The following is a 12,536-nucleotide window of genomic DNA, read 5'->3' as shown; positions in this document are numbered from 1 at the left end:
CTGAGCGCCGGATACCGTGTTCCTCCTCAAGCTCCGATACGGCTGAACTCTCCTCTTCCCCCGCAGGCGCTGTCTTCGACAGACCGCGATCGTCCCGCGGCCCCACCCTCGTCGAAGCGCGCTGCGCCCGCGGTAGATGGATGATGGATCCGACGCAGCAATAGCCCTGCTGGCTTGACCTCGCTCGCGCCCCCTCTCACGATGCGAAGTGAGGGGGAATACAAATGAATGGCGCGGTGCTCTACGATCTCGCGATGCGGCTGCCGCTCGCCGTCCTCATGCTTTATAACGCCCTGTTCGTCGGGCGCGATATCCATGCTCACCTGTTTCTCTGGAGCGGGCCCAGGGGGCTCACGTACGGGACGACGGTGGCATCGCTCGTGGCCACCGAGGCCTACCTGCTGCTCGTCGCGGCGTTCACGCTCGTTCGCCTCCGCCCTGTACGCAAGCTGAGCGGCGTCGTACCTCGCATCACCGCGCTCGCCGCCGGCCTGCTGCCGGCGAGCATCGCATGGCTGCCCAAGGCCCCGCCGATGCCCGGTCTTCAGGTGGCGGGCACGCTGCTCATCATCGCTGGAATGGCGCTCGCCGTGATCAGCATCGGGTGGCTGGGCAAGTCGTTCAGCGTCATGCCCGAGGCGCGACGCCTCATCACCGGCGGCCCCTACCGGCTCGTGCGCCACCCGGTCTATCTCGCCACCTTGATCCAGGGGACGGGTATCATCTTGATCTTTCCGTCCATGGCCGCGATCCTGATCTACACGGTCGAGATGATCCTGCAGATCATCCGCATGGGATACGAGGAGCGCGTGCTGCGCGACACCTTCCCGGAATACGACGACTACGCGCGCCGGACGTCTGCGCGGCTCGTCCCCCGCCTCTACTGAGAGGGCTCTCGCGCGGCGCGCACCGCGGCAGCCACGCGCCGCCATGGGACAGGACGCCACGCCTGTCGCAGGACGCCTCGCTCTCCCGGGCCCGGCGCTCCTACCTGGATGGGTCGGCCACGCGGCCGACGAACAGGATCGCGCTCGTCGCGCGATCCCGGATGACGAAGAGGAACGGGCGGTCGAAGCGGATGGTGACAGGCTCGGGCGCCGACGTCTCGCCGATGACCACCGCCGTCGCCGCCGCCGCCTCGGTGCCCGCCTCGTTCACGGAGACGAACGCTTTGTGGAGCACATCGGTGATGAACAGGCCGCCCTGGCCGTCGATCCCCGAAAAATCCGCGCCATCGGAGAAGGCGGCGGGCATCCCCAGTTCCTCGAGCGGCGGGGCGAGATCCAGGGTCGAGACGATCTTGAACCGCGGCAGCGTCATCGTGACGCTCCGCGATCCGAGGGAGGCGAGGACGCCATCCAGCCGCGCCTGATCGAGCCCCGCCTCGAAGGTCCCGAGCTCCGACGGGAGCACGAGCACCATCGACAGCTCGCCGCCGTCGTAGGGCAGCTCCAGCGCCTCGTAGCCGTCGCCCTCGCCATAACGGACCTGCGCGTGGTTGGCCATCATCGGCACGGACACCGTGGAGCCGTCCGCCAGCGTGAAGCTCCCCGGGGTCGTCTCCTCCTCCTCGAACGGAAACTGCCACGCAGCGTTGAAGTAGATGGCGTTCGTCAGCACGAGCCGGGTCGAGGGCCCGAGGGCGCCTTCGGGCAGGATGTCCTCGATGCGGTCCTCGGTGCGCTCGGCCACCCAGCCATTGATGATCCCCCGCGCCTCGTCGGGCGCATGGACGAAGTCGACGACATGCAGCCCGGCCCCGTAGCTCTCCGCCAGCACGTCGAGGAACGACGGCACGAACGCGGAGCCGACCTGCCCCCAGATCGCGTTGGCCACGTGGAGCCGGAACCCCTTGCCGTCCTGCCCCTCGGCGCCCTCGCCGCGGCGCGCGAGCGCCAGATCGAGCGCGTTGAACGCCGGGTGGAGCCGCGCTTGCGGCAGCGTGAAGCGCAGCGCGCGCGCCATCTGCTCGGCCGTTTCCCCGCGCGCGCCAGCGTACGCCATCGCCAGCGCGCTCGACACGCTGTACGGCGACCAGAAGAGGTTGCCCGGCGCGGCGCCGATCCGACGGTAGAGCTCGAGCGCGAACGCCGTGTTGCCGAGGGCGAGCTCCCTGGCGTCGGCCTCCGATACCCGAGGTGCGCGTGCCCGCTGCCTGTCCGAGGCGACGACGCAGCCCGCGGTGCCCGGATCGGCGCACCCGGACGGCGAGGGCTGCGGCTCCCGCTCTGCGCCGGCAGAGGAGCAACCGGCGCAGAGGAGGGAAAATGACAACAGGACCACAGGGATCGGAGAACTACGCATGCGCCCGGCGCAGCAGGGGGCGTGCCGAACCGCCCATGATAGGATGGATCCCGCCATGCGGAGAGCGCGAGAGACAGCCCTCGGAGAGGCGCGGCGCCCGTGATCGTGCTCGTGATGGGCGTGAGCGGCGCCGGGAAGACGACGGTCGGGGCGCGCCTTGCGCGCGAGCTCGGATGGGAGCTCGTCGACGCGGACGACCTCCACCCCGCCGCCAACATCGAGAAGATGCGCTCCGGCAAGCCGCTGGACGATCGGGACCGCGCGCCGTGGATCGCAGCGCTCACCGCGCGCATCCGCCAGCTCCTCGACGAGGGGCGCGGCGCCGTGATCGCCTGCTCGGCGCTCAAGGCGGCGTACCGCGCGCAGCTGCTCGTCGACCCCGCGCGGATGCGCCTCGTGCACCTGACCGGCGATCCCGCGCTGATCGCCGCGCGCCTCTCGGCGCGCAAGGATCACTTCATGCCCGCCGGCCTCCTCGCGACGCAGCTCGCCGCGCTGGAGCCGCCCGAGGACGCGATCCGCGTCGACATCAGCGGCACCCCCGAGGACATCGTCGCCGCCATCCGCCGCGCGCTCGGCGTGTGAGCCGGGCCGCGCCGCGCCTTCTGCCGAAGCCAGGCTCTTTCCAGGCGATCTCTCGGGGAGAGCCGAACGCCCGCGCGCGTCAGCCCGGGTCCGGCAGGCGGGTCAGGAAGAGCGCGCCCTGGTCGCTGGAGAGGCGTTCGCCCCCGAGCGCCATCGTGCCCTGGAAGGACCCGGCCAGCATCGGGCTCTCCCACGGGTCCATCTCCAGCCCGGAGACGTGGACGTCCGCGCCGATGCGCCGGGTCCACTGCTCCTCTCCGCTGGAGCTGAGCCCGGCCGCCCACGCGCTGCACGACGCCGGCTCGCCCGCCGACTCGCACAGGGCGTCGCCGGCCAGCACCACGCGCTCGCCGCTCGCGGTGACGCGGCGGGGGCTCCGCGCGTCGAAGCGCTTCACCCAGATCACGCGGCCGTCCGGGCCGATCTTGGCGACGAACGGCCGCGGGCCGCCCGGCAGATCGGGCTCGCCGAAGACGCCGCGGCCGGAGAGCAACGCGGCGCCTTCCGGATCCACGGCGAGGTCGTACGCCTCCTCAAGCTGATCCGGCGAGCCACGGAACCGCTTGTGCCACAGGAGCTCTCCGTTCCGGTCCAGCTTGGTCACGAACGTCGCCGTGCCTCGCCCGTCCTGGCTCGCGAGGATCGCGTTCCCGTCGCGGTCGACCTTGATGCCGATCTCATCGCTGTCGGAGCCGCTCGGCGGCAGGCTGACCCACGCGAAGCGACCCGAGGCGTCGAGCCGGACGACGAAGGCGCCGATCGCCCGCCGCTCGATCCGCGCGCCGGCGACCTTCGCGGCTCCCTCCAGCCTGCCGAGCACGAGCGCTCCGCCGCGGCCATCGGCGGCGAGCGCCGTGCCGCTCAGGATCGCGCCCTCCTCCGCGGAGATCTGCGCCGCCCAGCTCGCCGCGCCGCGCGGGCCGAGCTTCGCGAGGAACAGGTCCGCGCCCGAGGGCGACGCCGCCGTGAGCCGGTGCGCGCCGAAGCGGATCGTGCCGGAGAAATCGCCGAGCACGAGCGTCTGACCCCCGCTGCTGGCGGCCACGTCGATGGCGCTCTGCGCCGTGCCGTCGCCGAACTGCTTGCTCCAGAGGGGAGCGCCGCACGCGTCGAGCTCGGCCACGAAGGCGTCCGTCGCGCCCGCGCTCCGCAGCCGGGTGCTGCCGAAGGTCAGCTCCCCTTCGAAGGAGCCCGCGAGCAACGCGCGGCCGGCGCCGTCGATCGTGAAGCCGCGCAGGGTCGCGCCCTTGCCAGGATACTGCCGGCTGAACGATCTCTGCCGACACGCGCGCTCGGCCCGCTCGCCGTCGGCGAGCCCGGCCGCGCCGGCCGACCGCCCGCCGGGTGCGACCGCGGCACCCAGACACACGCCCCCGGGGCCGACTGCCCCCATCTCGCACATCCCGGGAGGCGGGCCGTGCTCCGCGTTCGCCCGCATCGCAGCGCCGCTGTCGCCTCCCGGCTCGCCCTCCGCGACAGCGTCCGCAGCCTCCGAGGACATACACCCGGCTCCACAGCAGATGACGCCGCAGAGGGCGCTCAGTGCTCTCAAGACAGACCACATACTGCATCTCCTCTCCCGCCTCGACGCGGGCACACTGGAAACACTGCAGGATGCGGACCATGGCCCGCGCCTTTCAAGCTTCTCGCGAAGTTGAAAAATCCAAACTTTTCTCGATGAATGCGGGCTCATCCGGGGCAGGACGCGCTCGTGCAGAGCCGCTTCATGCCCTCTCCACACCGTCGCTCCCCGGAGAGCTGGCCACTCGACCCCGGCCGCGCGAACGTTCGATTCACGCACTGGCCCGCTCGCGTCGACAGAGGTGGATAGAGCGTCTCTCGCCATGGACACCGCATGTTCCGAATCCAGATCATCGACGCACGAGATCTGGCCGAGCCGCCCGCCGCTGCCGTCGAGGCGCGGGCGACTGGCATCTTGAACGCCGCCGGGCCCCGGCGAGGCGCAGGCGATGGGGCGGGCTGCTCGCGCGCGAAGCCCTGATGCCGGGGCGGGCGTCGAAGCCGCGCACCGCGAGCCGCGGGCGGGGCGCTCGCGCGGCCCCCGAGGCCGCCCTCGTCCGGGCTCGGCGGGTGGCTGGCCGCGCGCGCAGAACGAGAAGACGGGAGCCTACCACTGTAGCGCACCCGCGCCCACTTAGGGTAGGATGCTGCCACCCGACTCCGGCGGACGTATCCCCGCTGGAGGAGCCCGCAGCCACGGGCGACGGCCCCTCCATGACCCCCCACCCATCTACGATCACGACGGAGCTCCCTGCGAGCGAAGGCGCGACTGCGCGGCCCCCCCGCGCCAGCCTCGCCCTCGCCGCCGGCGCCCCCGCGATCGCCTCGGAGATGGCGATGAAGTTGCTCTGCAAGCCCGCTGACGAGCGCACGCCGCGTGCGCAGGTGCTGAAGGTCGACATCGACGCCTACGCCGCCCTCCCTGACGCGGAGCGGCGCGCGGTCCACCTGCGCCTCGGGCGCATGGCCGAGGCGCGATCGCAGCGCGAGCGCTCGGACGAGGCGCTCTTCGAGGCCGCGCACCACCTGAACCTCGGCGCGCCCTTGATCGTAGAGCCGCGCGAGCGGGCGGCGCTCGCCGCGATGAACCTCGCCGCAGGCCGCAAGGCGAGGGAGCGGGGCGCGACCCCGGCGGCCGCCGATCTCTTCGAGGCCGGGATCGCGGCGCTGCCGGACGGGAGCTTCAAGCGGGACCACGAGATTGCCTTCTCGCTGCATGCGGAGGCGGCCGAGTGCGCGCACCTCGGCGGTCGGCTCGATCGCGCGGAGTCGCTGCTCGACGTGCTCGCTGCGGAGGCGCGCTCCGATCTCGAGCGGGCCAGGGCGTACGAGCTGCGCATCGCCGTGTACACCACCCAGGGCCGGCTCGATGAGGCGGTGGCGCTCGGAAAGACGGCCCTCGCGATGCTCGGCGTCCCCCTCCCCGAGGACGGGCCGGGGCGCAAGGCGGCCGCGGACGCCGAGCTCGCGGCCGCGCGCGTCGCGCTCGGCACGCGCCGGCTCAAGGATCTGCTCGACGAGCCCGAGGCGTCGGACGCCCGGACCCGCGCGGCGCTCCGGCTCCTCATGGCCCTCATGCTCCCCGCCGCGACGGTGAACCCGCCGCTCTGCACGTTCATCGCGGCCAGGCAGGTCAACCTGTCGCTGGAGCGCGGCCACGGCGGAGCTTCCTCGTACGGCTACATGGCCTACGCCTGGGTCGCCGCGCGGGTGCTCCGCCGCTACGACGAGGCCTACGAGCTCGGGCAGCTCGCGATCGAGATGAACGAGAGGTCCGGACAGCCCGAGCTCTCCTGCCGGCTGCGCGTCGTGCTCGGAGCCCACATCAGCGTCTTCACCGATCACCTCCTTTCGAGCCTCGATCTCTTCCAGGCCGCCCTCGAGGCGGGGCACAGGACGGGCGATCTCACCTACCTGTCCCAGGCGTGCGTCCACACCGCGCTCGTTCGATTCGGGCTCGGCGACGAGTGCGAGGCGGTGCGGGCCGAGGTCGACGGGTTCCTCTCCGTCGTGCGGCGCGCGCGGGAGGAGCTCTCCATCCTCGCGCTGGCCGGGGTGCGCCGCGCGCTCGACGACCTGATGGACGCGACGCGCGCCGGCGCGTCACGCCCGCCCAGCCACGGCGATCCCGACGACGCAGGGGACGAAGCGAAGCTCTCGGCGCCGGCGTACGGCGCCGCCGCGCGCGTCCACTACGCGCTGCGGCAGCAGATCTGCTTCCTGAACGAGGATCACGAGGGGGCGCTGCGGATGGGCTCGCTGGCCGAGGCGAGGATGCAGGGCGGCGTCGACGATCACCTCGCGACCGAGGTGTTCTTCTACACCTGCCTGACGCTGCTCTCGCCCACGCTGGCGCGCGGCCGGCAGCTGAGCACCGTCTCGGTGGCGAGCTACCGGGATCGGTTCTCGGAGTGGGCCGAGCGGTGCCCGGACAACTACCGTCACAAGCACCTCCTCCTCCGCGCGGAGTCCGCGCGCGCCGCCGGCGAGGAGCTCGCGGCGATGAAGCTCTACGATCAAGCGATCGAGTCGGCGAAGGTGAACGGTTTCGTCCGGGACGAGGCGCTCGCCAGCGAGCTCTGCGCGAAGTTCCACCTGGCGAGCGGCAGGGAGAGGATCGCCCACGTCTACATGGCCGACGCCCACGAGGGCTATCTGCGGTGGGGCGCGGCGGCCAAAGCGCGACAGCTGTCGCGAAAATACCCGCACCTCGTCGCGCGCGCCGCGCTCCTCGGGCAGCAGAGCCGTCCGCCGGAGTCCGCGCTCCCGGCGAGCACGGAGCGCCCCACGCCGCTCGACGCGTTCGCCCTCCTCCGCGTCTCGCGCGCGATCTGCGGAGAGCTCGTCCCGGAGCGCCTCTTCGAGCGGCTCCTCCGGGCCCTGAGCGAGAGCGCGGGGGCGCAGCGCGCCGTGCTGCTCCTCGCGCGCGACGGCGCGCTGACCGTCGAGGCCGAGCTCGACGGCGACCGCGGAGGGGTCCGCGTCGGACCTGCGACGCCGCTCGAGGCCGCCGATCTAGCCGCCAGCGTCGTCCAGCACGTCGCCCAGACACAGCAGCCGATCGCCCTCGCCAGCGCGGCCATGGACGAGCGGTTCGCGGACGACCCTTACCTGCTCGAGGGCGGCCTTCGATCGATCCTGTGCCTCGCCATGACGCATCAGGGCCGCCTCACGGGCGTGCTCTACGCGGAGAACGGCGCGAACGCTGGCGCCTTCCGCGCCGGCCAGGTCGAGCTCTGCGGCCTCCTCGCGTCGCAGGCGGCGGTGGCCGTGCACAACGCGCTGCGCTACCGCGACGCTCAGAGCACCTCGCGCGAGCTCCGTCGCTGCAACGAGGCCCTCGTAGAAGAGGTCGCTCGCCTCACCGAGGAGCTCCGCGCCTGCAACCGCGACGCTAGCCCCACGAGCGAGCTGCGGCGCTGCAACGAGGCGCGCTAGCTCCCGCAAGCATGTCTTTATCCGGGCTCGTCCTGCCCGACAGGATTCCCCGCCAGGAACTCGCTCAGCAAGGATTCCCCGCCAGGAAGGAAGGACTTCGGCGCGGCCTTGAGGAGGCGCTGTGGGCGAAGCTCACATCGCGGATCGGACATCCCCTCTGGAAAATCCATGACGCCGGCACCAGAGGGGCCGCAAAACATGCATAGCGTGCACGCGTCCGCGCGCCAGAGCTCCGTCCGAGATGCGCGCGAGCGCGAAGGGGAGCGCAGTCGCGCGAACAAGGCACGCTGCAGCGCGAAAGGCACGTGGCAGCGCGGTAGAGCGCGCGGCAGCAGCGCAGACGCCGCCCAGCACATAGCCTCTTGAGGCCGGCGCGACAGGCACATGTTCTGAAATCAAAATGCTCGGGACACCACGGGACGGAGGGAAGACACAAAGCATCTTCCGTCTTCGAGCCCACCCGTGATTCCCGAGCCCAGAGCGGGGCGTATCTTCGTGCGCTACGGGCTCATCCGCGTCGTTCGGCTCGCTTCAGCGCACGTTCGTACGCCTCGCGCGCCGGCTCGGAGGCTGAGCCAGCATCGCACGAATCTGCGCATCACGATAGAGCGCCGGACAAAGCCACACCGCGCCATGCAGCCGCGAAGGCGCATGGGACGGGAGGTGATGAGTGGCGCTCCAACAGCCTATCCCCCGCCCGCCCAACCGCGGGCTCGGCGAGGGATGGGCGCTATCGACGCGCTCGTCTCAGGCGCCGCCCGCGCCGCCGGCGCCACCTGCGCCGCCCTCGCCCGCGCCGCCCGCTCCACCCTCGCCCGCGCCGCCGGCGCCACCTGCGCCGCCCTCGCCCGCGCCGCCCGCGCCGCCCTCACCCGCGCCGCCGGTGCCGCCCGCGCCGCCGGTGCCGCCCGCGCCGCCACTGCCAGTCGTCGCCGAGCTCGTCGTCGTGGAGGAGGAGGTGGTGGTCCCCTCGTCATCGCCGCATCCGGCGCCGATCATCATCATGGTCGCGCCTAGCAGCAGCGCGCTTGCAAAGATGCTCTTCGAAGCGTTCATGGTTCGTTCTCTCCGTTGGGTTGTCCCCCCCAAAGAATGACTCGGTAGAATCCCGCGCCGATCACCGCTCCACACGGCCAAGCGACTCAATCCACGCAAAATCGCGCAAAACGTGCGCCCCAGAGGCGCTATGAGCACGCCGCGTGCGATGGCCCGGTGTCAACTCCGTGGTGATTCCGTTATGGTGGACAATAAGCCACCATACTGGATTACGCAAGCTTTTTGTCTCACTGCATCATCGTTGCATGTGGGTGCCCCCCTGCGAACGCCCACCGGTCAAGCACATTCGCCTACGCGGGCGCGGGCGAACGTGGCGCGTGAAGAACGACGGTGCCTGACGGCACCTCCGCCATAGCGGATTGACCTCCAGAGGTGAGGGCCCCATGAGCCAAAGCCTGCTCGCGTGAGCGACCTGGAGGAGCGGCGCCTCGCAACAGGCGAACAGAGCCCGACTGCAGCGCGGACGCGACTCGTCTGGCCCCCGATGGGGGTCGGCTCCCGGTCTGGCCATGAGGACACGTTCGCGTCATGAGCTGCAAGTCCCAGGCCCAATGCCCGTCGGGCCTTGCTCCTCGTCCCTGCTCATGAGCGCAGGCCGCTGGGGAGAGACCCGATATCGCTCGCGGGCCGGGCCGCGGGAGCGGGCGAGCTCAGGTGGGATGTGCGAGCGATAGATAACGCGAAGGCGCCCCCGGTCAAGGAAGCTCACAGGCGCTCACTCACCGCACGGCGCCTCGCCCGCCGACCGACCGGCGGCGATCACCCCGCTATGGAGCGCCCGAGCGCCCTCGCCTCCGCGCGATCCTCACGGGTTGATCTCCTCGCTCGATCCTCGGTCCCGGGCGCAGGGGAGGTCGCCGGCGCGGGCCCGGGCCGCGAGGCTGGCCACGGCGGCCACGAGGGCGGCGGGCTCGATCGGCTTCGTGGCGTGCATGTGGAAGCCGGCGTCGAGCGCGCGCTTCTGGTCCTCCTTGCGAGCATAGGCCGTCAGGGCCAGCGCGGGCAGATCGCCGCCGGCCTGCGGCGGGCGCCGCCGGATGGCGCGGATGAGCTCATAGCCGTCCTCGCCCGGCATGGCGATATCGCTCACGAGCACGTGCGGGAGAGCCACGCAGAACGCCGCGAGCGCCTCGTGGGCCGAAGCCACGGCCGTCACCTCGGCGTGGTGCTGGGACAGCACCTCCTGAAGGAGCTCCCTCGCGTCCGCGTCGTCCTCGACGAGCAGGACGCGGAGCCCGCCGAGGTTGGACGCGGACTCCGGGCACACGAGCGAGCGCGACCGGGCCTCCCTCGTCAGCGCCGGGAGCGAGCTGCGCTCGACCCCGAGGAGCGGGAGCCGGATCACGAACGTCGATCCCTTGTGCAACCCAGGGCTGTCGGCCACGACCGAGCCGCCGTGGATCTCGACGATATGGCGCACAAGGGACAGCCCGATGCCGAGGCCCGCGTGCGTCCTGCGGCTCGTGCTGTCGGCCTGGCGGAAGCGCTCGAAGACGAGCGGGAGGAAATCCGGCGCGATGCCCTCCCCCGTGTCGCGCACCGTGAGCTCCGCCGTCGCGCCGGCCCGCCGGAGGGAGACGAGGATATGGTCCCCGGGACGCGTGAACTTGAGCGCGTTGGACGTGAGGTTCGAGACGACCTGCTGCAGCCGATCCGCGTCGCCGTTCACCTCGATGCCGGGGTCGAGCGAGACGTCGATCGTGAGCCCCTTCGCCTCGGCGGCGGGGCGGATCGCGTCGATGGCAATCTCCACGACGGGCGCGAGCGCCATCGGCGCGGCGCTGATGCTCAGCTTGCCCGTCGTGACCCGCGAGACGTCGAGGAGATCCTCGATGAGCTTCGTCTGCGCGGCCACGTTGCGCTCGATCACCTCGAGCCCATGGGACACCCGCTGCTCATCGAACGGCTCGGACCGCAGGAGGTGCGTCCAGCCGAGGATCGCGTTGAGCGGGCTGCGCAGCTCGTGGGAGAGCGTGGCGAGGAACTCGTCCTTCAGGCGGTTCGCCTCGCGCGCCTCGGCGTGCACGCAGTTCTGGATGGCGATGGAAGCGAGCTGCGCGAGCTGCACGAGGACGGTCTCGTCGTCGTCGGAGAACTCGCCGTCGTGCCGATCCGAGAGCTGGATGCTCCCGATGTTCTGGCCGTCGGCCGCGGTGAGGGGCACCGCGAGGTACCCCCGCGGCGGCGGCCGCTGCCCGCCGTTGTCCAGCCACTCCGGGTGCAGCGAGAGCTCTCGCTGCGTCAAACGGAGAGGCCTGTTCCTGGCGCAGACGAGCGCGCACAGCTTGCCGGCGATCGGCGGAGGCGCCTCCTTCTGGAACGTCGTGTACCGCTCCGAGAGCGACACCGCGGTCCGCGCCCGCTCACCGGGTCGCTCCAGCTTCACGAGCGTCATCGCCTGATGGGCGCCGCCGACGTCGCGGGCCGCCTCCGTGATCGCCGCGACCATGGCGTCGAGCGACAGGGCCGAGTTGATCCTGAGCGCGGCGCGGTTGAGCCGCTGGAGCTGCTCCGCGTGCGCGCGCAGCGACTCCGCCTGGAGCTTGATCTTCTGTGTCTTCTTGAAGAGATCGACGAAGACAGACACCTTGGTGCGGAGGACCTCGGGGGCGAACGGGGTCATGATGTAATCGACCGCCCCAAGCGAATAGCTGCGCTCGACATAGACGCGCTCGGTGTGCGCCGTCAGGAAGATGATCGGCGTGTGCAGCGTGCTCCTCCGCTTGCGGATGAGCGTCGCCGTCTCGAACCCATCTATCTCAGGCATCTTGATGTCGAGGAGGATGACCGCGAACTCCTCCTGAAGGAGATGGCGAAGCGCTTCCCGCCCGGACGCCGCCTTGACGAGGTTCTCGCCGAGCGGCGCGAGGACCGCCTCCAGGGAGAGGAGCTGCTCAGGCCTGTCGTCAACGATCAGGATGTTGACTCTGCCTACTTCTGCCCTCATCCCGCGTCTCCTTGCCCCCCTGCTCCGTTGTCAGCGCCGCGGCCAGCCTCGCAGCATCCTCAGGAATGGGGCTGTGTCCACCGCTTTCGGGCGGCGTCTGCCGCGTCCGCTCCAGCCCGCTCCAGCGCTCCGTACGAGCAAGCTCGGGGAAACCACGTCGCCGCGAGGATGCAGCCCACGCCCACGGCGGAGGGTGAGCCCGCCCGCCCGCCCGCCGGGGCGACCGCCCAGGCGCCGGACGGCCTTCCCGCAGGCGGCCCTGCGCGGGGGCGCCGGCGCGCGGATCGCACGGCGGCGACGCTCAGCCCCGGAACGCTTGGCCCCCCGGCATGGCCGCTCCGTAGATCCATTCCAGCCCCTCCCTGCGCTGCGCCGACGAGCCCGTATCGTAATCGAGGCGCTGTCTTACCTGCGACCCAGGGCTCGCCTGCAGTATCCACAAGGGAGCACCTGACGCCGCTGCATGATTCCCGCACGCAAACCCTACACCGGAGCACGCCAGCGTGAAAAGAGGAATTCATGGCGCCACCGAGCGCCATCCCTCGAAGAGGCCGTGAGAGAGCGCGAGAATCGGAGAGATGACGAAGAAAACGGACGCAAGTGACGCGGAGGGCGATGTGGCGACGCTCTCCTGACCCTCTGGCGATACCCGCTCGACGCGCTCGGAGTGTCGAGTGCTCCGATG

Annotated in this window: 7 protein-coding genes; 3 read left to right on the top strand and 4 right to left on the bottom strand. The window is 71.2% G+C overall.

Annotated features, from left to right (window positions below):
* The first annotated feature begins 224 nt into the window (after window positions 1-224).
* Entirely contained in the window at window positions 225-887 is a 663-nt protein-coding gene (locus WMF29_RS06785) for a methyltransferase family protein (RefSeq protein ID WP_437328055.1), read from the top strand.
* A gap of 100 nt (window positions 888-987) precedes the next feature.
* Here WMF29_RS06785 and WMF29_RS06780 read toward each other — a convergent pair whose 3' ends face one another.
* Window positions 988-2,283, bottom strand: coding sequence for a serpin family protein (locus WMF29_RS06780; RefSeq protein WP_437328054.1), 1,296 nt, complete (start codon window positions 2,281-2,283; stop codon window positions 988-990).
* A gap of 120 nt (window positions 2,284-2,403) precedes the next feature.
* Here WMF29_RS06780 and WMF29_RS06775 point away from each other — a divergent pair, with 120 nt between their 5' ends.
* Complete coding sequence (locus WMF29_RS06775) at window positions 2,404-2,889, top strand: gluconokinase (protein ID WP_437328053.1); 486 nt, start codon at window positions 2,404-2,406, stop codon at window positions 2,887-2,889.
* Window positions 2,890-2,968: 79 nt separating this feature from the next.
* Here WMF29_RS06775 and WMF29_RS06770 read toward each other — a convergent pair whose 3' ends face one another.
* Window positions 2,969-4,390: a hypothetical protein gene (locus tag WMF29_RS06770; RefSeq protein ID WP_437328052.1), complete on the bottom strand. Its 1,422-nt coding sequence runs from the start codon at window positions 4,388-4,390 to the stop codon at window positions 2,969-2,971.
* An 857-nt stretch (window positions 4,391-5,247) separates the two neighbouring features.
* On the opposite strand from WMF29_RS06770, the gene WMF29_RS06765 reads away from it, so the two are divergent.
* Window positions 5,248-7,848: a GAF domain-containing protein gene (locus WMF29_RS06765; RefSeq protein WP_437328051.1), complete on the top strand. Its 2,601-nt coding sequence runs from the start codon at window positions 5,248-5,250 to the stop codon at window positions 7,846-7,848.
* Between the two features lie 747 nt (window positions 7,849-8,595).
* On the opposite strand, the gene WMF29_RS06760 is transcribed toward WMF29_RS06765, so the two are convergent.
* Both WMF29_RS06760 and WMF29_RS06755 read right to left on the bottom strand, forming a co-directional pair.
* Entirely contained in the window at window positions 8,596-8,904 is a 309-nt protein-coding gene (locus WMF29_RS06760; protein WP_437328050.1) for a hypothetical protein, read from the bottom strand.
* Between the two features lie 805 nt (window positions 8,905-9,709).
* On the bottom strand, window positions 9,710-11,851 hold the full coding sequence (locus tag WMF29_RS06755; RefSeq protein WP_437328049.1) for a response regulator: 2,142 nt from the start codon (window positions 11,849-11,851) through the stop codon (window positions 9,710-9,712).
* Between the last annotated feature and the right edge of the window lie 685 nt (window positions 11,852-12,536).

It is taken from the genome of Sorangium sp. So ce381, assembly GCF_051473845.1.
Classification (GTDB): domain Bacteria; phylum Myxococcota_A; class Polyangia; order Polyangiales; family Polyangiaceae; genus Sorangium; species Sorangium atrum.
The sequence above is the reverse complement of the archived record's forward strand: the minus strand, read 5'-3'. Positions and strand labels throughout refer to the sequence as shown.

Excerpts from the sequence above, each read along its gene's own strand:
- WMF29_RS06785 (WP_437328055.1), top strand. The coding sequence starts at position 225 with ATGAATGGCGCGGTGCTCTACGATCTCGCGATGCGGCTGCCGCTCGCC.
- WMF29_RS06760 (WP_437328050.1), bottom strand. The coding sequence starts at position 8,904 with ATGAACGCTTCGAAGAGCATCTTTGCAAGCGCGCTGCTGCTAGGCGCG.
- WMF29_RS06765 (WP_437328051.1), top strand. The coding sequence starts at position 5,248 with ATGAAGTTGCTCTGCAAGCCCGCTGACGAGCGCACGCCGCGTGCGCAG.
- WMF29_RS06755 (WP_437328049.1), bottom strand. The coding sequence starts at position 11,851 with ATGAGGGCAGAAGTAGGCAGAGTCAACATCCTGATCGTTGACGACAGG.
- WMF29_RS06770 (WP_437328052.1), bottom strand. The coding sequence starts at position 4,390 with ATGTCCTCGGAGGCTGCGGACGCTGTCGCGGAGGGCGAGCCGGGAGGC.